Source organism: Vibrio sp. D3 (assembly GCF_043995865.1).
GTDB lineage: Bacteria > Pseudomonadota > Gammaproteobacteria > Enterobacterales > Vibrionaceae > Vibrio > Vibrio diabolicus.
On record NZ_CP171887.1, the window covers coordinates 2,241,101 to 2,266,899 of the forward strand.

Genomic DNA, 25,799 nt, shown 5'->3' on the forward strand with positions numbered 1-25,799 from the left:
AGAAAACGCCTATTATGCGCCTTCGTTATGCAGCTCTAGGTTTGCTAAATCCTGTTGGATTTCAAGTTGTGTTTTCGCATCATCGTTACGAAGACCATCTAAGAAGTCTAGGTATTGTTGGTCAATATCACCCGTTACGTATTCGCCGTTAAACACGGATGTATCGAACTGAGTAATATCTTGGTTTCCAAGGCCGACAGCCTCAACCAAATCTTCTAGACGTTGATAAATCAATGCATCAGCACCAATCTGCTTACAAATTGTATCGTTGTCACGGCCATGAGCAATAAGCTCGGTAGCACTTGGCATATCAATGCCGTACACGTTCGGGAATCGAACTTCTGGTGCTGCTGATACCATGTACACTTTCTTCGCACCAGAATCACGTGCCATTTCGATGATTTGTTCTGACGTAGTACCACGAACGATAGAGTCATCCACCAGCAACACATTCTTATCTTTGAACTCCGAACGAATTGCATTCAACTTTCGACGTACTGATTTCTTACGTTGTTGCTGACCAGGCATGATAAACGTACGCCCCACGTAACGGTTTTTCACGAAGCCTTGGCGGTAAGGGATATCGATCGCTTGAGCGATTTGAAGTGCGATGTCGCACGATGTTTCAGGGATAGGAATAACGACATCAATATCAAGATTTGCGTAGTCTTCACGAATACGTTCGCCTAACTTTTTACCCATTTCAACGCGAGCGCTGTATACCGAAATTTTATCGATGAACGAGTCTGGACGAGCAAAGTACACGAACTCGAAAATACAAGGGTTCAGCTTAGGATTATCTGCACACTGCTTCGTGTACAGTTCACCATCAAACGTTGCGTAGATTGCCTCACCAGGTGCAACATCACGGACAAAATCAAAACCGACGGCATCCAATGCTACCGATTCAGACGCAACCATGTACTCCGCTCTGCCATTAACTTCACGCTTACCTAAACACAGCGGGCGAATACCGTGTGGGTCACGAAACGCAATCATACCATGACCAATGATCATGGCAGTCACAGCGTAAGCACCACGAATTGTGCGATGCACATTGGTGACTGCGCGGAATACGTCTTCTGTCGTTACATTTCCTTTTACTGAGTCAATTTCGTGTGCCAGTACATTTAGTAATACTTCGGAGTCTGAAGTGGTATTGATATGACGGCGATCTTTTTCAAACAGCTTTTGACGAACTTCGTTAGCGTTGGTCAAGTTGCCATTGTGGGCAAGTGTAATACCGAAAGGAGAGTTTACGTAGAAAGGTTGAGCTTCTGAAGCGCTTGAGCTGCCTGCTGTTGGGTAACGAACATGACCAATTCCGACCTCGCCTTGCAGGCGCTGCATATGTCTTGCTTCAAATACATCCTTGACTAAACCGTTCGCCTTGCGCAGACGAAAACGATTGCTTTCTATGGTACAAATACCAGCGGCATCTTGGCCACGATGCTGTAACACCGTTAACGCGTCATAAATAGACTGGTTTACAGGCGTTGTGCCCACGATTCCAACAATACCACACATGTCCTAATCCTCGATTTGCGACAGTAGCTGGCACTACTAGATAGTGCCAGACAGAAAACTTGATGTTGCTTGTAAATGCTCGAAGAATGGGGCGATGATACGGCTGAACTCAGGGATCAACTGTGAATCTTTCCACCAATCCGAGCTTGGGAATGCAGTAAACGCATCCATAAAAAACAGCACCGCAGAAACAATTAAGACTCCGCGTAGACCACCAAATACAATCCCAAGAATTCGGTCCGTACCTGATAGCCCTGTTTTTTGTACCAGTTGACCAATGACGTAATTCACCACTGCACCAACTACCAAGGTCGCGACAAATAAAGCCGCAATCGCCGCTCCGTTACGAAACATGTCATCTTCGATGTTGGTGAAGTACACCGCCAATTTGGCGTAGTAGTTGCTGGAGATAAAAAACGCTCCAAACCAAATCACCAAAGACAAAGCTTCTTTAGCAAAACCGCGAACTAAACTGATCAGAGCTGAAAATCCGATCACACCTAAAATGATAAAATCTATCCAATTCATGTTTTCTTCATCTTAAGTTGGCGCGCATTTTAACAGAAAAAATGCTGACGCAAACGTTTTCTTATGGATTTAATGGCTTAAATTTAAGCAATTGACCTTTTGAGCCTGTAATTTTTTGTAATTCCTTGACTTGTCGTTCAAGTTTACTTTTTGACACATCAGGACCAACAATCACTCTCGTAAACTCGTTTTCTTTCTTTGTATGAGCTTGATAGCCACGCTTTTGCAAATCAGCGACAAGCGCGACCGCATTTTCGTGATTCTTAAGCGCCATCAACTGAATGATCCAAGCAGAATCTTCATATTGATTTTTTTCTTGCACAGGACGAGTGGCCACCTCAACTTGCTCTGGCTGTTTGATGACCTCTGGTTTAGGCGTCGGCGTTGGGTCGGGCTCAGAAGCAGCCACTTGGGCGCCCTCTTGCTCCTGCACCACCGCTTCAACTGGAGAGTCCGGTAACGCTATGTCGTCTTCCACTGGCTCTAATATTTCGAAGTTTTCCACATCACTATCAAGTTCAGGTTTGATAGGAATACTGGCAAATTCTTCTTTGTAGTGCAGTTTCTTACCATCTAGCACATCGGGAAGAACAATCACTCCGACTGCGACTAGAATGATGGTGCCGACTAAACGACTTTGGAATTTACTTGCCATCAAAATACCTTTACTTATTTATTATTTGATTGCCAATGTTCCAATACCTCTCCGACGGTATGGAATGAGCCAACCACCAGAATAACGTCTCCTGTCTTTGCGTGGCTTCTCGCACTCTCGAAGGCGTCAACAGGGTTTTCAAAATGAACTTGCCCATCAGGTAAGTATTGGCACAATTCATCAGCTGTCGCCGCTCTCGGTCCAGTAAGCGACGCTGGATACCATTGTGTTGCAACTGGAGTTAGCGCTTCAATGGTTGCTTTAATGTCTTTGTCATGCAGCATTGCAACCACAATATGGATATTCTTACCCAGATATTGTTGCTTCACTCTCTCTACCAAATACTCAGCAGAGTGCGGGTTATGAGCGACATCAAGGACTATTTCAGGTTCGTGATGCAGTACCTGCATACGCCCTGCCAGGCGAGCATTATTCAAGCCATTGACAATGTTTATGTCAGTGATTTGCAATTCCGATGCTCCTAACGCCATCAATGCTGTTGCCGCATTTTGTAGCGGTAACGATGGAACAGGTAAATCCTCTAGCGCAAATGCACCACTGCTCCACTTCCAACCATTATTAGTTAGTTGGTAATCATACTGAATACCAACTTGGAAGAACTCAGAACCAATATCGTCAGCATGAGCCGCCACGGTCGCCGGTGGCGTTGGTTGACCACAAATTGCTGGCTTCCCTGAACGGTAAATGCCTGCCTTTTCAAAACCAATGACATTGATGTCATCACCAAGCCAATCCACATGATCGATCGCTAAGCTCGTAATAACAGAAACATCATGGTCAACAACGTTGGTGGCATCTAGACGGCCGCCAAGTCCTACTTCAAGCAACACAACGTCGACTTTCTCTGCTTGGAAAATACGTAGCGCAGCAAGCGTACCGAATTCAAAGAGGCTAAGGCTGATATCACCACGCTGCTTTTCTACATAGTCGAATGCTTCACAATGCTTTGCATCTACAACGTCGACGCCATTAATGCGTACACGCTCGTTGTAACGAATCAGGTGCGGAGAGCTGTAAACACCGACTGAATAGCCAGCATCGAGTAAAATAGCTTCCATTAACGCACACGTTGAACCTTTGCCATTGGTGCCGGCAACGGTGATTACGGTTGGAGCTGGTTTGGTAAGATTGGCTTTGTTTGCTACCGCTTGGACACGGTCTAAGCCTAGATCAATTGCTGAGGAATGAATATTTGCTAAATAATCAAGCCACATCTCTAATGAAGATGTGGCTTGAGGAATTGGGTTTTGGGTCATCTAACTTTAACCATTAAATTCTTTGGTTTTTATGTTAGTTGATACTTTACCCTTTTTCGTCCGCTTCTGGTACAGAATATGGTTCTTCATTTGGAGATTCGTTAACCGAAACCACCAAAGGAGACTTGTGGTTAGTCATCTTAGCGATTAGACCACCCACACGCTGACGCATTTCACGACGGTCAACGATCATATCAATCGCACCATGATCAAGCAGGAACTCACTACGCTGGAAACCTTCAGGAAGATCTTCACGTACTGTTTGCTCGATAACACGACGACCAGCAAAGCCAATCAGCGCCTTAGGTTCACCGATGTTGATATCACCCAACATAGCCAAACTTGCTGATACACCACCCATTGTAGGGTCAGTTAGAACCGAAATAAACGGCAGACCTTTTTCTGATAGACGCTCAAGCGCAGCACTGGTTTTTGCCATTTGCATAAGAGACATCAATGCCTCTTGCATACGAGCGCCACCACTTGCTGAGAAACAAACAAGTGCACAGTTGTTTTCAATTGCTGCATCCACCGCTTTTACGAAGCGAGCACCAACAACTGAACCCATTGAACCGCCCATAAAGGAGAATTCAAACGCACACGCCACAAGGGGTAGACCAAGCAGTTCACCTTGCATCACAACTAGCGCATCTTTCTCTCCGCTGTTTTTTTGTGCTGCAGAGATACGCTCTTTGTATCGCTTAGAATCTTTAAATTTCAGTTTATCCTGTGGCTCAAGTTCGGTACCTAATTCAACTCGATTGCCTTCATCTAAAAACGTTTCCAAACGACGACGCGCTTTCATGCGCATGTGATGGTTACACTTTGGACAAACTTCTAGGTTACGCTCTAGTTCAGCATGGTATAAAACCTGTTCACAAGAGGTACATTTAGTCCACACACCTTCTGGGATAGAAGCTTTGCGTGAACTTACTAGGTTGCTTTTCTCTAAAATCTTTTCAAGCCAACTCATGGAAGACCTTTTCTCTCAACTCTTCCGCTTCATTGCGAAAGATATAAATTCGACATAATACCGACGGATTAAACCATATCTTGCAGCTACTGTAGATAAAAAACTGGTTGTACCTATTTTTGATATCATAAATAGCGTATGTTTTCCGCTCACATTCAATGTAAACACTACCGATATTTTGAAATAAGTTTGTAAAATTAGTTCAAATTATCTGGCAAAAACAGTGGACCGATCGGCACTTCAGGTAACCCAAATTCTTCTGGATAGTCTACATCTACCAGGTACAGACCTTCCGCTTTCGCTGTCGCACCCGCTAGTTTGCGATCTTTAGCCTCTAGCAACCATTTGATCCATTCAGGACTCTCTTCACCACGTCCAACCTTTATCAAGCTACCCGTGATGTTACGAACCATATGATGCACGAACGCATTGGCTTTAATATCAATAACCACATAGTTCCCATGGCGCGTAACGTTCAGATGCATCAAGTTTCGAAATGGGCTACGAGACTGACAATGCGCCGCACGAAACGACGTAAAATCATTTTCTCCAAGCAGATACTGCCCTGCCTCATGCATTTTTTTCTCGTCGAGCTCACCATGATAGTGGCTCACACCAGAGTTTAAGATGCCAGGTCGTAAAGCATGATTGAAAATAATGTAACGATAACGGCGCGCTGTCGCTGAGAATCGTGCATGGAAATCATCTGGGACTTCCTTAGCCCAACGAACCGCTATATCACTCGGCATGTTCGCGTTTGCGCCCATGGTCCAAGCTACCATTTTTCGAGTAACGTTGGTATCAAAGTGCACAACTTGTCCTGTGCCATGTACGCCAGCGTCTGTCCGACCAGCACACTGCACTTCAACTGGGTGATTAGCGACAACGGACAATGCTTTCTCTAGCTCTTCTTGGACACTTTTCACTTCTCTTTGACGCTGCCAACCAAAGTAGTTTGTACCGTTGTACTCGATACCTAATGCGATTCTCATCTTAACCTTCGAACTCTAAAATGGGGCGGGAAGTATATACTCAAGTCACCTCAAGTTGCCAGTTTCAACAAGGATGACGTAAAGGTAGCATCATACTAGCGGGACACAAAAAGGGTAGCTAACGCTACCCTTTTCAATTTATCGGCCATTAATGGCATCAATCAGGCTCTTTGCTTCGCGGCGAATATCATCTTCACCGTAAACAATCGCCTCTTCTAGTAGTTTTATCGCCCCTTGAGAATCGTTCATCTCGAGATAGATTTTAGCAAGGTCCAGTTTTCCAGCAGCTTCAGCGTTGCTATCTACGTCAACATCGCCGATCTCACCGATAACATCTGGAAACTCGTTCAATCCGACATCAAGCTTCAGATCTTCCTCTTCGAACTCACCACCTTCTTTATCGACCTGAGCCATCAATTCATCAATCGTCATAAATTGATTTTTCTTCGGGTCGAAGTCATCCAAGTCGCTTTGCTCTGCCCAGTTTTCTTGCGCGATCTCTGGCTGACTTAGTGCATCACTTGAATTCCAGACATCACGCTGGTCCTCGGGCACTTCATCCGCAGAACTTACGCTATCGGCAGTGGGTTTAAAGCCATCCCAATCATCTCCAACATCAAGCATGGTTTCAAAATCCATACCTGCGCTTGCGATGGTGTCACTGTCTAACTGACCTTCAAATACCTCTGAACTTGCGTCTTCAGCAAGAAGGTTAGCCATTGAAGATTCATCATCTAAGTCACTTAGCGGCTCACCCTCTGCCGCCGTTGGCTGCACTTCTGGTTCAGTATCAAAACCGTTTTGCTGCGCAAAAACTTCAAACAAAGCATCATGATCGTTATCGGCTTGAAGAGTTGGTCTCGATGTCTCAGCTTCAACATTAGGAGTCTCTGGCGCACTCTCATTCATTGATGCGAGAACATCTTCCTCATTGAACTCAGGAAGATCTTGGTCGTCAAAACTTAGCTCTTCATCCTCACCGGAGATTGGTTCTATATCTGCGGTTTCAGAACTCGGTAATTCTGGCTCTTCTTCCATAGACGCCAATGCATCTTCTTCACTGAATTCTGGCAGTTCGAGTTCATCAAAATCGAACTCTTCTGCTTCAGTAGCAGACTCAGCTTCAGAGCGCTCAGGCTCGATAAATTCTGGTTCATCTAACGTAGGTTCGCCCGCCATAGACGCCAATGCGTCCTCTTCGCTGAACTCTGGTAGATCGAGTTCATCGAAATCGAACTCTTCTTCTGCTTCAGTCGCCGACTCAACTTCAGAGCGCTCAGGCTCGATAGATTCTGGTTCATCTAACGTAGGTTCGCCTGCCATGGACGCCAATGCGTCCTCTTCGCTGAACTCTGGCAGTTCGAGTTCGTCGAAATCGAACTCTTCTTCTGCTTCAGTCGCCGACTCAGCTTCAGAGCGCTCAGGCTCGATAGATTCTGGTTCATCTAACGTAGGTTCGCCTGCCATGGACGCCAATGCATCCTCTTCGCTAAACTCTGGCAGTTCGAGTTCATCGAAATCGAACTCTTCTTCTGCTTCAGTCGCCGACTCAGCTTCAGAGCGCTCAGGCTCGATAGATTCTGGGTCATCTAACGCAGGTTCGCCCGCCATAGACGCCAATGCGTCCTCTTCGCTAAACTCTGGTAGATCGAGTTCATCAAAATTGAATTCATCTTCTGCTTCAGTGGCCGAATCAGCTTCAGAGCGCTCAGGCTCGACAGGCTCTGGTTCATCAAACGCAGGTTCGTCCGCCATGGACGCCAGTGCGTCTTCTTCACTGAACTCTGGTAGATCGAGTTCATCAAAATCGAACTCTTCTTCTGCATTGGTGGCCGAATCAGTTTCTGATGCTAGTTCTGAACTTTCTGGCTCACTTTTGTTACCCGAGTTTTGTTCTTGTTCTGGTTGAGTGTCACTTTCTAGTTCAGGCTCATCCAGTAGCCAATCTTCTTCTTGTGGAACACCAAATTCATTTTCTACTGTATTTGGTGTCGGAGTGAACGCTGGAGCGTCTTCTTCTGTCTCAACTTGAGGCGGCACTTTAGCATCAGGCTCTACGGATGCATCTTGCGTTGACTTAGAATTGGCATCCTCTTCTTGTTGTGGCGAAGGTTCCTCTATCTCAGCTTGCGACTCTTCAACTTGTTGTTGCGCTAAATCATCTTCAGTATCAAATAGCGCATCCAGTTCAGCAGAAAAGTCCGCTTTTTCTTGCTCTGTAGGCTGAAGCTCTTCACTGTCTGACTCAAACAAGTCGTCTAGCTCGCTCATTAAAGGATCGTTCTCTGGTGAGAGGTCCTCTAAATCACCAAGAAACTCATCGCTGCTAAATGGCTCTGAAGCAGTTTCTGGCTCGGTTAATGGTTGCTCTGGCGCTGTTTGTTGTGGGTCTGGTTGACTGTCACTTAATAAAGCGTCGATGTCCAAACCAGACTCAATTTCCGGCTCTTCATGAGCGGGCTCTGACTCGGCTATTGAAGATGGTTTTTCGTCGCCGTCTGGTTCGCCAAAACCAAGTGAAGCGAGTAACTCTTCCTCCTCCGATTTATTCTGTGCAGGGCTTTCGTCCTCTCGAATCAGATCATCAAACGGATCTAACTCAGTCTCAGTTTCTGTCTCTTCATCAAGTTCGGATGTGACGTCATCAATGAGTTCATCCAGTAAATCTGTGCTATCTGCATCTAACTCTTCAATCGAGTCATCACCTTCAAAACCAGAGAGTGCTTCTAGCTCATTCAGTGGGTCAAACTCGTCGTCTGTTTCATCTTCGTCAAAATCGATCAGTTCATCGAGTAAGTCCGTACTGTTTTCATCTAGAACGGCGTCTTCGCTGGCGTCACCTTCAACTTCTGTCGGCTCAGTAACAGGCTGCTCGTATTGAGCTAATAGCTTATCGATATCGTCATCAGATGCCTCTCCTGCGCTGAAATCATCATCCGATACGGGCTGTTTTAGTTCAGGTTCATCGGTATCTAGGTCGAAGTCGTCATTGCCAAGTTCCGCAAACAAGTCATCAAGCATATCCTGATCGACAGTGTCACTTGGTAACTCTTCTGACGGCTCATCTGCTGCAAGTAGTTCCGCAAACGCGTCGTCTGAAAGCGAGTCTGCTTTCTCGTTCGTATCATCTGAAAGATCGAAGCCAGCCTCATCGTCATCGAGCACTTCTAGTTCTGGAGCAACCTCATCTAAGGCTCGCTCCATCTCTTCTAAACCAAGCGCTTTTTCTTCGCCGTTAACTTGGATACCATTGTTCGATGACTCAAACTCATCCAGACCAACATCCAGGTCGCCGTCATCACCGATACCCGCAAATGGGTCATCGTCCCCTTCTAGGTTGAAATCAAGTTCTTCATCCAGCTCGTCCGTCGCCGCTAAACCAATTGGCGCAGCTAATGGATCGGTTTCCTGCGGCGATTGCGCAGCAGGCTCTTCCTCTTTGTTTTTAGAACGGCGACCAAGCAACATCACAACCAACAGTGCCAGCAATGCACCTGGAATAAGCGCCGCTAAGCCGACAAGCCAACCATTAGACAAAATCTTGTCAATCGTACTTGGCTGCATGCGTTGTTGCTCAGCAAGGCGCTGGCGCTCTTCAGCAAGCAGTTTCTCGACTTCCGAGCGAATGCGTTCTTCGTCATTCAGCTCATTTTTCAAGGTTTCAACTTCGCTTTGCACTTCTGACAACATTAAGCGAAGACGATGGTTCTTCTCTTCCAATGACTCTAATTCACTTTGTGAGCCTTGAAGTTTGTCTTTTAACGCACTGACCTGCTTTTCACCCTGCGGAGAGGTGTTCACAGGTGGCGCAGGAATAACTGGTATTGTTTTTTGAACCGGTTTTGGTTCCGCAGCTACAGTGGTTTCTGGTTTAGGAGCAACAGGCTTGGGTTCTACTTTTATTTGTGGCTTTGGTTGCTCGGTGACTCGTTGCGCTGGCGTGGCTCTATTTGTCGGCTTCGGCTGTTTTAACTTAGCCTCGTGCGCCTTCATAATCGCAACAGCTTGCTCTGTAGTCGCGCTTTGCACTTGCTCTAGAGACGGTACTCGTAGTCGACTCCCTGGGATCAACTCATGAATGTTTTGGTTCTCAAACGCTTGAGGGTTAATTCGATAAATGGCAAGAAGCGTTTGTTGAACGGTAACACCGCGTGAAGGTCGTAACTCTGAAGCGATCGACCATAGTGTTTGATTTTCACCAGTCGGACCAAAGAAACGTGACGGCTGAGTATTTGCAGGAGGAGCAGGTAATGCTCGCTCAATATCTTCAGCATAGCTCGGAGATGATTGCACTTCACCAGACGGTCCAACAAGACGAATTCCTTCGGCTTGAACCACTGATAATGTCTGAGTCGCGCTCATCAACACAAGGGCTGCTAACAAACGCTTATAATTTTGACGCATAGAAGGCTCAGTTTTGTGCTAAATACAATTTGAAATGGTGATCGGTTAAATATATCGGATATCACATGCAAAACTATAGCGTTGAGAATAAAAAATGTGTGGCTCTCGCCATATTCGTACTAATCTCACACTATTTTGTTCCGTTCGTACAAAAAAGCCTCGCACAGTGCGAGGCTTTGAAATGAAATGGTAAGTGACTTAGTAGTAATCGCGGATCAGAACTTCAGCGATTTGTACCGCGTTAGTTGCTGCGCCTTTACGCACGTTATCCGCCACAACCCACAAGTTTACACCACTGTGGTGGCTGATATCGTTGCGGATTCGACCAACCATAACATGATCTTTACCGCCCGCATCACGCACTTGTGTCGGGAAGTCATCACCGTGGAAGACTTCAATGCCTTCTGTTTGCTCAAGTAAGTTAACAACTTCTTGTGCATCGATTGGAGAGCGAGTCTCAATGTGAAGCGCTTCAGCATGACCATAGAATACCGGCACACGCACACACGTTGGGTTTACTGTGATTGATGGATCGTTAAAGATCTTCTGTGTTTCCCACACCATTTTCATTTCTTCTTTGGTGTAGCCATTTTCCATCATCTGATCGATTTGCGGAATACAGTTAAACGCAATCTGTTGAGAGAATTGCTTCTTATCCGCAGGCAGACCGTTTAGAAGCTTAGCCGTTTGACCTGCTAGTTCGTCAATGCCCGCTTTACCCGCACCAGATACGGATTGGTATGTAGATACGTTAATACGCTCAATACCCACTGCATCGTGAATTGGTTTTAGTGCCACCAGCATTTGAATGGTCGAACAGTTTGGGTTCGCAATAATGTTACGGTTACGAAACTCTGCAATCGCTTCTGGGTTTACTTCTGGCACAACAAGAGGAATGTCGTACTCGTAACGGAAGTGTGAAGTGTTGTCGATAACGATAACACCTTCATCTGCCGCGATTGGCGCCCATTTTTCAGATAGCTCACCACCAGCAGAGAACAACGCAATATGAGCTTGAGACCAATCAAACTCTTCAACGTTCTGTACACGAACCGTTTTGCCATTAAAGCGATAAGTCTTGCCTTCGCTACGCTCACTTGCCAATAAGTGAATGTCACCCACTGGGAATTTACGTTCTTGAAGCACTTCTAAAATTGTTTCACCGACCGCACCGGTCGCACCTAAAATGGCAACATTATATTGCTGGCTCATTGACTTACCTCAATCTGAAAACCTAGTTCTGCTAATGGAGCAAGGTTACATGTTTTGTTACCCACTAGCGTGACAGCGCTGTATTCACGGCGATCCCAGTAGTTTTTACGCATCAGGTCAAAAGCACCTGGCTTACTGCTCTCACGACGGAAAAGAGCGTCATCTCTACGCACATCATAGATTAACTGCGTGATGTTATGCAGTGTTGCTTCATCCCAAGCTCTGTCCAATACCATAGTAGGAACAGGCGCGGTTGGCAGTAAATCGCTGGCATGCGCACGTAATTCGTTATTTAAGAACTCACAGTAGCTGTTGAAAATCATCGTCGTACCGCGAGCTTTCCCTTCCAAGCCATAGCCTGCAACGTGAGGGGTTGCGAATGCTAGCAGAGGCAGAAGCTCCATATCAACCTCTGGTTCAAATTCAAATACGTCGAGTGCCGCTGTAAAACCATCGTTTTTCAAAAGGCGTTGCTTCAATGCCTCGTTATCAACGATTGGACCTCGCGCAGCGTTAATCAAAATCTGATCACCACGAAGCGAGTTTAAAACCGTTTCATCAATTAAGTGATGAGTTGGATATGGGCCATCTTTGGTGATTGGCGTATGTAGTGTAATGATGTCTGAGCTTTCAATCAGTTCTGTCAACGGAGTAAAGCTACGAGGATCACCAGCCTCTTGTTTGAATGGGTCATTGATGAGAACTTTAATCCCCATGCCTTTCAAACATTTCTCTAGGTAGCTACCTACTTGGCCTGCACCAATAATACCTACCGTCTTGTCAAATACCGAGAAGCCTTGTTGCTGAGCGAGCACCATCATCACGCTGAACGCGTATTCCGCCACCCCCACTTTGTTACACCCTGGCGCCGCAGTGAAGAAAATGCCTTTCTCTTTTAAAAGTGCTTGGTCAACATGATCCATACCTGCTGTTGCCGTACCAACAAACTTCAGCTTGTTTGCTTTGCTGATCAGGTCAGCATTCACTTTGGTGACTGAGCGAATCATTAGGGCATCAACATCCACTAAATCATCAGCCGTCAGTGTACGACCTGGTTTTAGAATTACGTTACCGAGTTGGCTGAATAGCTCTTCAGCGTACGGCATATTTTCATCAACAATAATTTTCATAGCGCCAGCGTTTTAACATCCATTTGTATGAGTTCGTTTATTCGCAAGATGCGAAACTAAAGCGATTGTGCCCTTTTCCCGAAAAATCTCAAGAAATAACCCTAATAAACCTCAAGGAGATTAGTTCCAAAGAAATCGTTTAACGGGAAGCAATGTAAAAAGCAGAAATTGAGAAAAGAAAAAGCCCGGCTAAATAGCCGGGCAAAGTTCCAGAACAAAAGGATCCTATCCCGCTCTCCATGGGATAGAGTCTGCGTCTGTTCGATCAGTGTGACTGATCAAGCTCTGGAAACTGGATTGTTGACGCTGTACTCACTCACGTGGCACGCCAACAAATTCAGTTAACCTTGGTACTTTTTAATAACCAAAGTTGCGTTTGTGCCGCCAAAGCCAAAGCTGTTTGACATTACGGTTGTTAACTCTGCATCACGTGCTTCTGTCACAATGTCCAGACCTTGAGCTGCTTCGTCCAAGTTTTCAATATTGATGCTTGGAGCAATGAAGTTTTTGTCTAGCATAAGTGTTGAGTAAATCGCTTCGTGCACACCAGCGGCGCCTAGTGCGTGACCAGTCATTGCTTTTGTTGCAGAGATTGCTGGGCTGTTCTCACCAAACAATTGTTGGATCGCACCAAGCTCTTTCACGTCACCAACTGGTGTCGACGTGCCGTGCGTGTTGATGTAATCCACACCGTCAACGTCTTGCATCGCCATCTTCATACAACGGATCGCGCCTTCACCTGATGGTGCTACCATGTCGTAGCCATCTGAAGTCGCACCGTAACCTACGATCTCACCGTAGATTTTCGCGCCACGTGCTAGAGCATGCTCAAGCTCTTCGATAACCAGCATGCCGCCACCGCCAGAGATAACGAAACCATCACGGTCCGCATCATACGTACGAGATGCTTTGTCTGGAGTGTCGTTGTATTTCGTTGACAGCGCACCCATAGCGTCAAACATCATGGTTTGAGACCAATCAAGCTCTTCACCGCCACCAGCAAAAACAATGTCTTGTTTACCAAGTTGAATAAGCTCCATCGCGTGACCGATACAGTGTGCAGAAGTAGCACATGCAGAGCTCATTGAGTAGTTCACACCACGAATCTTAAATGGCGTAGCAAGACAAGCGGAAACCGTAGAAGACATAGTACGAGGAACCATGTAAGGGCCAACTCGTTTTACGCCTTTTGCGCGCATCGTGTCTGTCGCTACCGTTTGGTTATATGCAGAAGCACCGCCAGAACCCGCAACGATACCGGTACGATCGTTTGAAACCTGATCCTCTGTAAGACCAGCGTCTGCGATTGCCTGCTCCATTGATAGGTATGCATAAGCAGCCGCATCACCCATAAAGCGCATCTGCTTACGGTCGATGTGTTCCGCCGGGTTGATTTTTAGGTCACCCCATACTTGCGAACGAAGACCGTGTTCTTTGAACTGCTCAGATGCAGTGATGCCAGATTTGCCCGCTTTAAGAGACGCTAGAACTTCTTCGACGTTGTTACCGATACTTGAAACAATACCCATACCGGTGATTACGACTCGTTTCATTATGACATTCCTATAATTCAAAAATCCGCTAGATGATAACTAAGATAGTCAACAAAAGTGGTCAGCTTTCCCATAAATTCGTACAATCGCCCCATTCTTACCGCGCCAAATCACAAATTTGCACCATTATGACTTCAATAAAAAACGCAGAACTTGGTTGGAACGAAGCTGGTACTCCGGTTTCAGACCAATTTGATGATGTTTACTTCTCTAACGTAAACGGTCTTGAAGAGACACGCTACGTTTTCTTAAAACAAAATCATCTCCCAGAAAGATGGCAGGAATTTGACCAAAGACGTTTTGTCATTGGTGAAACAGGATTTGGCACGGGATTAAACTTCTTAGCAGTATGCCAGTGGTTTAGTGAGTTTCGTCGTCAGCATCCAGACGCAGCATTGAAAGAGCTGCATTTTATTAGCTTTGAAAAATACCCGCTAAGCCAAGCGGATTTAAAGAAGGCGCATGAAGCTTGGCCTGAGTTAGCTGAGTACGCGGAAAAGTTACAAAAGCACTACCCTGCCGCCGTGCCGGAATGTCATCGCATTATTTTAGAAGACGGCGCAATCACACTCGACCTTTGGTTTGGTGACATCAAAGACTGCATGCCGCAAGTGCCTTATGGCGAACAAGGACTGATTGACGCTTGGTTCTTAGATGGATTCGCGCCAAGCAAAAACCCAGAGATGTGGAACCAAAATCTGTTCAACAACATGGCTAAGTTAGCCAAGCAAGACTGTACAGTTGCCACTTTTACCGCAGCGGGCTTTGTGCGTCGAGGATTGAACGAAGCAGGCTTTGCAATGAAAAAAGTCAAAGGCTTTGGCACCAAGCGTGAAATGATCGCAGGTTCGATGGAACAACGCGAAAAGCAGTCGAACCATCTTCCGTGGTTCAATCGCACGGCGTCCAGCAATCTTGATTCGATTGCCATAATCGGAGGTGGTATTGCCAGTGCAGCGTTGGCAAAAACGTTGGTTCGTCGTGGCCAAAACGTCACGCTTTACTGCAAAGACACTCAACCAGCCGAAGGAGCGTCGGGGAATCGTCAAGGGGCCGTGTATCCATTGTTGAACGGTCCTCATACTGGTGTTTCGCGTGTGTTTGCGCCTGCATTTTTGTTTGCAAGACAATTTATTGAACAAGCTGCGGAGTCAGTTACATTCGATCACGATTGGTGTGGTGTAACTCAGCTAATGTGGGATGAAAAATCTGCTGATAAGCTGGAAAAGATGCTTGCGGGTAATTTTCCTTCTGAATTGATTCAAAAACTGTCCGCCGAGGAAACTGCGAATACTATCGGATTACCTATCGATATGTCGTCTGTGCACTACCCTATGGGAGGATGGTTGTGCCCTGCCGAGCTAACGCGTGGGTTAATCAGACAATTAGAACAGACATCGTTACTCTCAACGAAGTTTGAACATCACGTTGAAGCATTAAATTGGGATGAAGAGCATCAGCTTTGGACACTAACCGTCAATGGTCAAACATTTGAGCACTCAACCGTTGTGATTGCGAATGGCCATGAGTTCCAGATATTGAGCCAAACCGCTTCCCTGCCGATGGGACAGGTGAAAGGGCAAGTCAGTCATGCTCCGGCGACCGAAATGCTGAGTCAATTGAAAACGGTATTGTGTTACGACGGCTACATGACGCCTGTTAACCCAAACAATCAGCACCTGTGCATAGGCGCGAGCTACGATCGCAGTCACCTAGACTACGAATTTGATGAAAACGCTCAGAAGGATAACGCAGAAAAATTAGTTAAGTGCGTACCGAACCAAGAATGGCCAAAAGAGGTAGATATCAGGGGCAATCGATCTCGCCAAGGTATTCGCTGCGTGAGCCGAGATCACTTACCATTTGTCGGAAATGTGGGTGACTTTGAGACGATAAAAACGCAATACGCCAACTTACAAAATCAAAAAGCAGAAGAGGTAGAAACCGTTCATCAGTTCACTAACTTATTCTGCTTCTTAGGTTTAGGATCTCGTGGGCTGAGCTCTGCACCATTGTTAGCTGAAGTGTTGGCCTCGCAAATCTGTGGGGACCCGCTGCCATTACCTGTTGATGTATTGACCGAACTTCATCCAAGTCGAATGTGGGTTCGTAAACTAAGAAAAGGCAAAGCCATTACTGAGCTGTAAGAGTATCCTCTCGTTTACATTCCCGACGCAAATATGTGTCGGGAATCACTAACTCATTAAGTCACTCGTGTTGAAATTACTTTAGCCGTGCAATTGCCTGTTTCACTTGTTCTGCCACTTCCGGATTTACCGCCTCACCAGACTCCACGTCAAAGTTCTCGTAGAAGCTCGGCACAGATAGCGATGCTTTCACATCTGCTCCGAAAAATTGCGCGGAACCTGTTGCCGCCGCAAGAACGCTCTGTGCGCCACCCGGGCCAGGAGAAGTTGCTAAGTAAACGACCGGCTTGTTTTGAAATACGTTGCGCTCAATGCGCGTCGCCCAATCAAACAGGTTTTTATACGCTGCTGGGTATGAGCCGTTATGCTCTGCGAAGGAAACAACAATAGCGTCAGCCTCAGCCAAATCACGTAAAAATGCGACAGCACCTTCAGCTTGACCAATTTCTTTCTCTTTGTCTTCGCTAAACATCGGTACTTGATAATTGTTTAAGTCTAAAACGTTCACTTGAGCGTCTTCGACTTGGTTTGCTGCGTAAGTAGCAAGTAGTTTATTGATTGAGGTAGAGCTGGTAGAAGCACCAAATGCGACAATTTTCATGGTTGTAATCCTTTGTTCACGTTTTATGCTAACCAGAATAAAAGTTGAACAGTTTCGCTACAACCACAAAAATTTTATGGAGAGGTTCGAATTTTTCGAAGTAGTAAATGACTTGGACTAATAAACGGAGAACGACGTTCGGAGATTAAGCCTGAGCCTGCAGTTCTTGCCACAAGTCACTGACGATCGCGCGATCAGCTGGGCTTAATTCGGTACGAGCGTCTTCCAAACTGCTCTCAATGCGTGACTTCAGCTCAGTAATATCGCTAATGCCTTCTTCTTCACAAGATGCCGCAGACAAAGAGATGTGACCACGTAGATAACCACCAGCAAACAATTCATCGTCAGATGCTGTTTCAATTCGAGCATCAATCAGTTCCAGTAGTTTTTCTTCAAATTCAATAATCATGGTGTATCTCTGAGGTTATTTGAGGTTATTTAACGCAAAAGTCTGACGCTTCCAGCGGCTTGGTTTGGTAAAACGCACGCAGAGCATCCGAAAGCATTTTCACTCGCAAAGGAAAGCCAGCTTCCAAAATACCCAACACTTCTTTATGCACTTTCTGCATAAAGCCGAGCCTATCTGGTTCAAAATCGCCGTGTAGATTGTCACAACTCACCGTAAAAGGGAAGCTAGCACTTTGTGCCAGAATCCATTCATAAGCTTGCGGTCGCACTTCAACTTTCTCAAACTCCGCTTGAACTTCTGCCGTGCGCCCATCGGGTTCATACCAATAGCCAAAATCTTCCAGCAAACGACGCTCTGGCCCTGCCACACACCAATGCGAGATTTCGTGTAATGCGGAGGCATAAAAACCCCGAGCAAAAATAATCCGATGATGAGGATGCTCATCATCAGCAGGAAGATAAATAGGCTCATCACCACCTAACTCCAATTTCGTATTAAATTGGTCTAAAAAGGTGTCATTGAAAATGGTGATAAGGTCTTGGTATTCGTGGGTCATCGTCGAGTTTGTACTTCAGTTTGACATGCGCTGCGTATTGTCGCTGTTTTTATCTATAAGGTAAAGGTGCTCCCACAGTTTTGGTTATTAGTTGAATTTATCTGAACATCGCTTTCTCCATATAATTTCTCATTCGTCAGCGTACTCATTTGCTACTACACTCTCGCCTTATTTTGATGCTGCTCAAACTGCTGTTTTTTAAGCGGTTTGATTACAGGCATGTTGCTGGTTTTAATCTCTTTTTAAGAATGATAAAACCTTTTGTAAGTGTTGTTGCTGCGCCTACGATGATTCATGTAGAACGTAGTGACTTTTTACGTTGAGTGTCTCCCTATGTTGCTAAGTGTGTTGTATATCATTGGTATCACGGCTGAAGCCATGACAGGTGCGTTGAGTGCTGGTAGAAGAAAAATGGACTGGTTTGGTGTTATGTTGGTGGCCAGTGCAACGGCCATTGGTGGTGGCACCGTACGTGACATTTTACTGGGACACTACCCTCTTGGTTGGGTAAAAAACCCAGAGTTCCTAGCAATCACGTGTGTTGCGGGTGTACTTACCACAGGCTTAGCGAAATGGGTGATTAAGCTAAAAGGTCTATTCATCCGCCTTGATGCGTTAGGTTTGATCGTGTTCAGCATCATCGGAACTAAGATTGCGATGGGCATGGGCTTACACCCTGGGATCTGTATGGTTTCAGCGCTAGTAACGGGTGTATTCGGTGGGCTACTCCGCGACTTAATCTGTCGCCAAACACCGTTGGTACTGCATGAAGAACTTTACGCTTCTGTCGCTCTTATCGCATCAGGAATGTACTTAGCGCTATTAGAATTTAATGTTCCCGATGTAACAGCCACTATCATTACACTGATCACCGGTTATATGCTGCGTATGGCCGCGGTACGTTTTAAGTGGCGTCTCCCTTCTTTCAATTTGGAAACGGAAGGCTCACTCCATTAAGCAAAAACTACTTAAACAAAAAAGGTTGCCTGATAAAATTGTGCCACCCGCGATTAAATGAGTGGCATAATTTTATATTCAGTCATCCTGAACAGCGACGAAGGAGCATGATTCAGGATCTATTATCCGAGCACTCTGTTGTCAGAGATGTTTCTTTCTCTTTTCATCGCGCTGAAATTAGATTCCTAGTCTCGCTATAGCTCGCTGGAATGACACAAAGCTCTTAAATCTTCGGTGTTTCAGTTGTTACGCCATGGTTTTGACCACGATGACGCAGCAAATGATCCATCACCACAATCGCTAGCATCGCTTCAGCAATTGGTACGGCACGAATACCCACACAAGGATCATGACGGCCTTTGGTGATCAACTGAGTTGGCTCACCTTCTTTTGTGATGGTCTCACCCGGAACGGTGATGCTTGATGTTGGCTTAAGCGCAATGTTAGCCACAATGTCTTGACCAGTTGAGATACCGCCAAGAATACCGCCCGCGTGATTACTGCCAAAACCTTCAGGAGCAAGCGTATCACGGTGTTGACTGCCTTTTTGGTTTACCACATCAAAGCCATCACCGATCTCAACGCCTTTCACCGCATTAATGCTCATTAGCGCGTGCGCGATGTCAGCATCCAGACGGTCAAATACAGGTTCACCAAGACCAACAGGCACGTTAGTTGCCACAACCTGAATTTTCGCGCCAATTGAGTCGCCTTCTTTTTTCAGATCACGGATAAGTTGGTCAAACGCTTCTACTTTGTCCACATCTGGGCAAAAGAACGCATTGTTTTCGATTTCGTTCCAATCTACCTTGTCGATAGAGACATCACCCATTTGTGATAAATACGCGCGAATCTCAACACCAAATTCATCTTTCAAGTATTTCTTCGCGATTGCACCCGCCGCCACACGCATTGCGGTTTCACGAGCAGACGAACGGCCGCCACCTCGATAGTCACGGATGCCATACTTTTGGTGGTAAGTATAATCAGCATGACCCGGACGGAATTTATCTTTGATGTCCGAGTAATCTTTTGAGCGCTGATCGGTGTTTTCAATTAGCAAACCGATCGATGTGCCTGTGGTTTTGCCTTCAAAAACACCAGAAAGAATTTTAACTTCATCCGGTTCACGACGTTGTGTGGTGTAACGTGATGTGCCTGGACGACGGCGGTCGAGATCGATTTGCAGATCTGCTTCTGTAATTTCTAACCCCGGAGGACATCCGTCTACGATACATCCCAGTGCGATACCGTGACTTTCCCCGAATGTCGTCACTCGGAAATGTTGTCCGATACTGTTTCCTGCCATTACTTCCTCAAGTTTTTATCGCTACGCCCTCTCAAACCAGAGCGCAACTGCTTTCCAATTCTTCGTGGATTCATAGTGGCTTTATTACGTTTTGATGTAAAGAGTTAATATCGGCGAGGTATGCATAAAAAAACACCGAGCATAAAGCTCGGTGTTTTGACATTTAGTGCAAGACCCTATTAGTCTTTGTACAGTTTAAACTCTTCTGCACACTCAACCAGCTGGTCACGCGTTAGCATGAATACGCCGTGACCGCCGTTCTCGAACTCAATCCAAGTGAACGGAATCTGTGGATACTGTTCCATCATATGAATCATTGAGTTGCCGACTTCACAGATAAGAATGCCGTTATCTGTTAGGTAGTCTGGTGCATTTGCAAGAATACGACGCACAAGTTTTAGGCCATCCGTACCTGCTGCTAAACCAAGCTCAGGTTCGTGTGTGAACTCGTCTGGCAGGCTGTTCATGTCTTCTTCATCCACATATGGTGGGTTAGACACGATCAGGTTGTACTTCTCTTTTGGTAGGTCGCGGAACAAGTCAGAGCGAATTGGGAACACTTGTTGCTCCATGCCATGATCTTGTACGTTTTGCTCAGCCACTTGTAGAGCGTCTGTAGAGATATCAATCGCATCCACTTCAGCTTCAGGGAACGCGTGAGCACATGCAATTGCGATACAGCCGCTGCCTGTGCATAAGTCCATGATGCGCGCTGGCTCTTCCACCAACCAAGGTTGGAATTCTGCTTGAATCAACTCACCGATTGGAGAACGTGGCACAAGTACGCGCTCATCAACGAAGAATTCAAGACCGCAGAACCAAGCTTTGTTGGTTAGGTATGCAGTTGGTGTACGTTCATTGATACGTTTTACTACACGCTCAACAATACGCAGACGCTCGCTGGTCGTTAGGCGAGAGTTTAATACGTGCGGAGGCACATCAATCGGCAAGTATAAGGTTGGCAGGATAAGCTGAACCGCTTCATCCCACGCATTATCAGTACCATGACCGTAAAACAGGTTCGCTGCGTTAAAGCGGCTTACCGTCCAACGAATCATATCTTGAAGGGTATGCAGCTCCGATACCGCTTCTTCTACAAAAATCTTATCCAAAATTGCCTCCGAAAAGCGCTACAATACTGCCAATAAAAGTTTATTAATGAAATTGTTTACCTAATGAGCAAAAAAGACACCGAACACGATGACGATTTCGCCTTGTTTCAGGAAGCAGTACAGGGCGTAAAAAAGTTGCGACAGGATACCATAATCCAGCAACCAAAAAAAAATACTAAGCAAAAAGAAATCAAGCGCTCCAACCGTGAAGCGAGTGATTCTGAGTTTTACTTCTCCGACGAGTTTGTCCCTCTCTTAAATGAAGATGGCCCAACTCGTTATGCACGTGACGACGTCTCCACTTATGAAGTTAAACGTCTACGTCGCGGCGTGTATGTACCGGACGTATTCCTCGATATGCACGGCATGACAAAACAAGAAGCTAAACGCGAACTTGGTGCGATGATCGCCTACTGCATCAAAAACGAGATTCACTGTGCGTGTGTGCAACATGGCATTGGTAAACACATCCTGAAACAGAAAGCGCCACTTTGGTTAGCACAACACCCAGACGTAATGGCTTTCCACCAAGCACCACTAGAATTCGGCGGTGATGGTGCGCTGTTAGTTTTGCTCTCGATTCCAGAAAAGTAACTAGCTCACTGTAGAAGCAATTAAACAAAAAGGCAGGAAATTTCCTGCCTTTCTTCATTCTATATCTAATGTTTAAATGCTTATTTGGTTTCGACGCTTATGGCGTAATATGCCACAGCACTTCACCGTTTTGCGTTTGTAGATCGTATTCAATACACACTAGACCTGATGTAGGAAACATCGGTGGTGCCATGTCTTTTACAAACTCTGAAGTGAGATAACCAACCAAAGGCAAGTGAGAGACAAGCAGAAGCGAGTCTAGTTTTTCCACTTCAATCAATGCACTTGCAAAATCAAATACATGCTCAGATTGGCCGTAAGGTGTAATATCTTCACAAGTTTCGATGCTTTTTGCAGCAAAATACTCGCTGATCTCTTGCCAAGTTTGTTGAGCTCTAATGTACGGACTCACCAACACTTTATCGAATTGCGCAAAACCTTGTTCTTTACAGGCTCTCGCAACCGCTTCTGATTCGACTCTGCCTCTTGGGGTCAATTGTCGTGCTGCGTCTGAATCTGCAAAATGCTCGGCTTCGCCGTGACGCATGATGAATATTTTCATGTTATTTCCTAGGGATAGCTAACGCTACCAAAAGGTTGACTGCTATCTTTATTAGATAGACGGGGCTAACTTTAATAATGACGAAACAAAAATACTGATATAATTATCTGTTCATTATACCAATTCGCTTGCTAAAGATAGCGACTTTCTTAACAATCTATTAAAAAGAATGTACTCAGTTCATCACAGTATTTAACTGTGCTATGAGTTCAGAGCATTCATTCAAACAGTTCTTCCCCATACGCAAACGCGATGGGCCTGTGCAGAAGTCTACGAATAACAAAAATACGGCAAGCAGTATTTGTCGAAACGCAAACTTTGCGCCCCCTAGCTAGGGGTTCATAATTACTGTAATGCGAAATCTGGAGACGCATCGTGCATCTAAGTCCTAACGATTCAAATCAATACCGCTACATTACCTTGAGCAATGATCTGCGTGTACTGCTGATTCATTCCGAGACAGCTCAACAGTCAGCAGCTGCTCTAGCAGTGAACGTTGGACACTTCGACGATCCAAACGATCGCCAAGGTCTGGCACACTATTTAGAACATATGCTTTTTTTGGGTACGGAAAAATACCCTAAAGTGGGCGAGTTTCAAAGTTATATTAGCCAGCATGGAGGAACAAATAACGCTTGGACGGGTACTGAGCACACTTGTTTCTTTTTTGATGTTACTCCGAATGCCTTTGAAAATGCCTTAGATCGATTTAGCCAATTCTTTACCGCACCATTGTTTAACGAAGAAGCTTTAGACAAAGAACGCCAGGCTGTCGACTCCGAATACAAACTCAAACTTAATGACGATTCTCGCCGCCTGTATCAAGTCAACAAAGAAGTCATCAATCCAGATCACCCTTTCTCTAAGTTCTCAGTCGGCAACCTAGATACATTAGGTGACCGAGATGGTAAATCCATCCGCGACGAAATTGTCGAGTTTCACCACTCTCAATACTCTGCCGATCTCATGACGTTGACGCTCTTTGGGCCGCAGTCGCTCGATGCACAGCAAGCGTGGGTAGAAGCCATGTTTGCCAATATCCCAAATCACCACCTTCGTGGAAAATCGATTGATGTCCCCATTAGCACCAAAGAAAGTACCGGGATTTTAGTTCAAGTTGAACCCATCAAAGAATTTCGAAAACTCATTCTCACCTTCCCAATGCCAGGGATGGATAAGCACTACGGCTTGAAACCACTCTCTTACTTCGCGCATTTACTCGGCTATGAAGGCGAAGGCAGCTTAATGCTCCAGCTAAAAAATGAAGGCTGGATTACGTCGCTTTCTGCGGGAGGCGGCGCTAGTGGTAGCAACTATCGAGATTTTACGGTTAGCTGCACACTCACCCCGCTGGGTCTCAACCACGTTGACGACATCATCCAAGCGGTTTTTCAATACCTCTCGATGATCAAACAAGACGGGCTAGATGAATGGCGTTATCTCGAAAAACAAGCGGTGCTTGAGTCGGCGTTTCGTTTCCAGGAACCATCTCGACCAATGGATTTGGTTAGCCATCTTGTTATCAATATGCAGCATTATCAGCCAGACGATACCATTTATGGCGACTACAAAATGGCGGGCTATGATGAACAACTGCAGCGTTCGTTGCTGCAATACTTAACCATCGATAATGTCCGCGTAACCCTGATTGCAAAAGGACTGGAATACAACCGTACTGCCGAATGGTACTTTACTCCATATTCCGTCACGCCTTTTAGTGATGAGCAACGCCGCTTCTATCAACAAATCGATCCAAGCTGGCAGTTCGTCTTACCAGAAAAGAACCCTTATATTTGCTACGATCTCGATCCCATGCCGTTCGAAAATGGTGGTCCACTACCAGAGTTAATTGAAGATCTCGAAGGCTTCCGACTTTGGCATTTACAAGATGATGAATTTCGCGTGCCAAAAGGCGTTGTATATGTCGCTATCGACAGCTCTCATGCTGTTGCATCACCGAAGAACATTGTCAAAACTCGCCTATGTGTCGAGATGTTCCTCGACTCGCTAGCAAAAGAAACCTATCAAGCTGAAATCGCAGGGATGGGTTACAACATGTATGCTCACCAAGGCGGGGTTACCTTAACCCTCTCAGGGTTCAGCCAAAAACTGCCTCAATTGTTGGAAATGATCCTGCACCGTTTTGCTTCTCGAGATTTCAGCCCTGCACGCTTTGAAACCATCAAGCAGCAACTGTTACGTAACTGGAGAAATGCTTCACAAGATCGTCCTATTTCGCAGCTGTTTAACGCACTTACAGGGCTACTTCAACCTAATAACCCGCCTTTCGCAACCTTAGTCGAAGCGCTAGAAGAAATCGAAGTCGATGAACTCTCGGTATTCGTAGAATCAATTCTTGCAGAGCTGCACGTTGAAATGTTTGTTTACGGAGATTGGCAGCGTCAACAAGCGCATGACATGGCGACGACCTTAAAGGATGCCCTAAGAGTAAAAGAGCAGCGTTATGAAGAGGCGCTCCGCCCACTCATCATGCTGGGAAAAAACGGCAGTTTTCAACGTGAAGTACATTGTAACCAGCAAGATTCGGCGGTCGTTATTTACCACCAGTGTGAGGATATTGAGCCTCGTAGCATTGCTCTATACTCATTGGCGAACCATCTCATGTCGGCAACATTTTTCCACGAGATCCGCACAAAACAGCAATTAGGTTACATGGTGGGCACTGGCAATATGCCACTTAATCGTCATCCAGGTATTGTGCTTTATGTGCAGTCACCCAATGCTGCGCCTGCCGAGCTGGTTACCTCCATCGATGAGTTCTTAAATGCCTTTTATATGGTGCTGTTAGAACTGAACGATTACCAGTGGCATAGCAGTAAGCGCGGCTTGTGGAATCAAATAGCGACGCCGGACACCACACTGCGAGGTCGTGCTCAGCGTCTTTGGGTTGCAATAGGAAACAAAGACACCGAGTTTAACCAACGTGACAAGGTACTTGCTGAACTGAAGAAATTGACCCGAGCAGACATGATTCGCTTTGTCGTTAATGAGTTGAAACCTCGCACGGCAAACCGATTGGTCATGCACTCTCAAGGGCAATCGCATTCGGACGCTCCGCGCATCCACTTAGGGCAAGAAATTGGATCGATTGAAGAGTTCCAACTTAGGCCAAAAGATTGCGGCTTAGGATGATCTAATTGCGCAGTAATAAAATTATCGATTAGTAAGTATATACCTACAAACCAATGAGGTTGTGGGTCTCATAAATAGAATCGACACCATAATTGGCAGAAAATTGAAATTACGCCATTGCGGCTTATGCTCTAATTACCACACTAAA

Annotated in this window: 20 protein-coding genes; 4 read left to right on the forward strand and 16 right to left on the reverse strand. The window is 45.7% G+C overall.

Features of this window, described 5'->3' with window-relative positions:
- Window positions 1-12 precede the first annotated feature (12 nt).
- From purF to fabB, 10 genes are all read right to left on the reverse strand, one after another.
- Window positions 13-1,527, reverse strand: coding sequence for an amidophosphoribosyltransferase (gene purF / locus ACHFJ9_RS18330; RefSeq protein ID WP_005397209.1), 1,515 nt, complete (start codon window positions 1,525-1,527; stop codon window positions 13-15).
- 36 nt (window positions 1,528-1,563) lie between these two features.
- Complete coding sequence (locus ACHFJ9_RS18335; protein WP_005380590.1) at window positions 1,564-2,055, reverse strand: CvpA family protein; 492 nt, start codon at window positions 2,053-2,055, stop codon at window positions 1,564-1,566.
- A gap of 61 nt (window positions 2,056-2,116) precedes the next feature.
- Window positions 2,117-2,710: an SPOR domain-containing protein gene (locus ACHFJ9_RS18340; RefSeq protein WP_005397207.1), complete on the reverse strand. Its 594-nt coding sequence runs from the start codon at window positions 2,708-2,710 to the stop codon at window positions 2,117-2,119.
- Between the two features lie 14 nt (window positions 2,711-2,724).
- Window positions 2,725-3,987: a bifunctional tetrahydrofolate synthase/dihydrofolate synthase gene (gene folC / locus ACHFJ9_RS18345; protein ID WP_301579584.1), complete on the reverse strand. Its 1,263-nt coding sequence runs from the start codon at window positions 3,985-3,987 to the stop codon at window positions 2,725-2,727.
- 46 nt (window positions 3,988-4,033) lie between these two features.
- Window positions 4,034-4,960, reverse strand: a complete 927-nt coding sequence (gene accD, locus ACHFJ9_RS18350; RefSeq protein ID WP_005397203.1) for an acetyl-CoA carboxylase, carboxyltransferase subunit beta — start codon at window positions 4,958-4,960, stop codon at window positions 4,034-4,036.
- Window positions 4,961-5,157: 197 nt separating this feature from the next.
- Window positions 5,158-5,952, reverse strand: coding sequence for a tRNA pseudouridine(38-40) synthase TruA (gene truA, locus ACHFJ9_RS18355; protein ID WP_047010110.1), 795 nt, complete (start codon window positions 5,950-5,952; stop codon window positions 5,158-5,160).
- 138 nt (window positions 5,953-6,090) lie between these two features.
- A complete protein-coding gene (locus tag ACHFJ9_RS18360; protein ID WP_395355834.1) occupies window positions 6,091-10,356 on the reverse strand; it encodes a FimV/HubP family polar landmark protein in 4,266 nt (1,421 codons plus the stop codon).
- A gap of 198 nt (window positions 10,357-10,554) precedes the next feature.
- On the reverse strand, window positions 10,555-11,568 hold the full coding sequence (locus tag ACHFJ9_RS18365; RefSeq protein ID WP_006741728.1) for an aspartate-semialdehyde dehydrogenase: 1,014 nt from the start codon (window positions 11,566-11,568) through the stop codon (window positions 10,555-10,557).
- Window positions 11,565-12,698: a 4-phosphoerythronate dehydrogenase gene (locus ACHFJ9_RS18370; RefSeq protein ID WP_395355837.1), complete on the reverse strand. Its 1,134-nt coding sequence runs from the start codon at window positions 12,696-12,698 to the stop codon at window positions 11,565-11,567. Before ACHFJ9_RS18370 ends, ACHFJ9_RS18365 begins: the two co-directional genes overlap by 4 nt.
- A 341-nt stretch (window positions 12,699-13,039) precedes the next feature.
- Window positions 13,040-14,251, reverse strand: a complete 1,212-nt coding sequence (gene fabB, locus ACHFJ9_RS18375; protein WP_006741726.1) for a beta-ketoacyl-ACP synthase I — start codon at window positions 14,249-14,251, stop codon at window positions 13,040-13,042.
- 128 nt (window positions 14,252-14,379) lie between these two features.
- Here fabB and mnmC point away from each other — a divergent pair, with 128 nt between their 5' ends.
- On the forward strand, window positions 14,380-16,398 hold the full coding sequence (gene mnmC, locus ACHFJ9_RS18380; protein ID WP_395355839.1) for a bifunctional tRNA (5-methylaminomethyl-2-thiouridine)(34)-methyltransferase MnmD/FAD-dependent 5-carboxymethylaminomethyl-2-thiouridine(34) oxidoreductase MnmC: 2,019 nt from the start codon (window positions 14,380-14,382) through the stop codon (window positions 16,396-16,398).
- Between the two features lie 76 nt (window positions 16,399-16,474).
- On the opposite strand, the gene ACHFJ9_RS18385 is transcribed toward mnmC, so the two are convergent.
- The 3 genes from ACHFJ9_RS18385 to ACHFJ9_RS18395 all read right to left on the reverse strand — a co-directional run bounded on the left by ACHFJ9_RS18385 (window position 16,475) and on the right by ACHFJ9_RS18395 (window position 17,964).
- Complete coding sequence (locus tag ACHFJ9_RS18385) at window positions 16,475-16,999, reverse strand: NADPH-dependent FMN reductase (protein WP_046875554.1); 525 nt, start codon at window positions 16,997-16,999, stop codon at window positions 16,475-16,477.
- Between the two features lie 145 nt (window positions 17,000-17,144).
- On the reverse strand, window positions 17,145-17,408 hold the full coding sequence (locus ACHFJ9_RS18390; protein WP_005397926.1) for a YfcL family protein: 264 nt from the start codon (window positions 17,406-17,408) through the stop codon (window positions 17,145-17,147).
- A gap of 25 nt (window positions 17,409-17,433) precedes the next feature.
- On the reverse strand, window positions 17,434-17,964 hold the full coding sequence (locus ACHFJ9_RS18395) for an elongation factor P hydroxylase (protein ID WP_395355842.1): 531 nt from the start codon (window positions 17,962-17,964) through the stop codon (window positions 17,434-17,436).
- 333 nt (window positions 17,965-18,297) lie between these two features.
- Between ACHFJ9_RS18395 and ACHFJ9_RS18400 the strand changes: the two genes are divergently transcribed.
- On the forward strand, window positions 18,298-18,921 hold the full coding sequence (locus ACHFJ9_RS18400; RefSeq protein ID WP_074191661.1) for a trimeric intracellular cation channel family protein: 624 nt from the start codon (window positions 18,298-18,300) through the stop codon (window positions 18,919-18,921).
- A 223-nt stretch (window positions 18,922-19,144) separates the two neighbouring features.
- Here the strand turns inward: ACHFJ9_RS18400 and aroC are convergent, their stop codons facing one another.
- Together aroC and prmB are read right to left on the reverse strand one after the other, a co-directional pair.
- The gene (gene aroC / locus ACHFJ9_RS18405; RefSeq protein ID WP_005397911.1) at window positions 19,145-20,230 is read right to left on the reverse strand and encodes a chorismate synthase; all 1,086 of its coding nucleotides are present in this window, start codon (window positions 20,228-20,230) and stop codon (window positions 19,145-19,147) included.
- 179 nt (window positions 20,231-20,409) lie between these two features.
- Window positions 20,410-21,342: a 50S ribosomal protein L3 N(5)-glutamine methyltransferase gene (prmB, locus tag ACHFJ9_RS18410; RefSeq protein WP_005397909.1), complete on the reverse strand. Its 933-nt coding sequence runs from the start codon at window positions 21,340-21,342 to the stop codon at window positions 20,410-20,412.
- A 63-nt stretch (window positions 21,343-21,405) separates the two neighbouring features.
- On the opposite strand from prmB, the gene smrB reads away from it, so the two are divergent.
- The gene (gene smrB, locus ACHFJ9_RS18415) at window positions 21,406-21,936 is read left to right on the forward strand and encodes an endonuclease SmrB (protein WP_395355844.1); all 531 of its coding nucleotides are present in this window, start codon (window positions 21,406-21,408) and stop codon (window positions 21,934-21,936) included.
- A 97-nt stretch (window positions 21,937-22,033) separates the two neighbouring features.
- Here smrB and sixA read toward each other — a convergent pair whose 3' ends face one another.
- A complete protein-coding gene (sixA, locus tag ACHFJ9_RS18420; protein WP_005397904.1) occupies window positions 22,034-22,498 on the reverse strand; it encodes a phosphohistidine phosphatase SixA in 465 nt (154 codons plus the stop codon).
- 375 nt (window positions 22,499-22,873) lie between these two features.
- On the opposite strand from sixA, the gene ACHFJ9_RS18425 reads away from it, so the two are divergent.
- The gene (locus tag ACHFJ9_RS18425; protein ID WP_264910811.1) at window positions 22,874-25,651 is read left to right on the forward strand and encodes an insulinase family protein; all 2,778 of its coding nucleotides are present in this window, start codon (window positions 22,874-22,876) and stop codon (window positions 25,649-25,651) included.
- Window positions 25,652-25,799 lie beyond the last annotated feature (148 nt).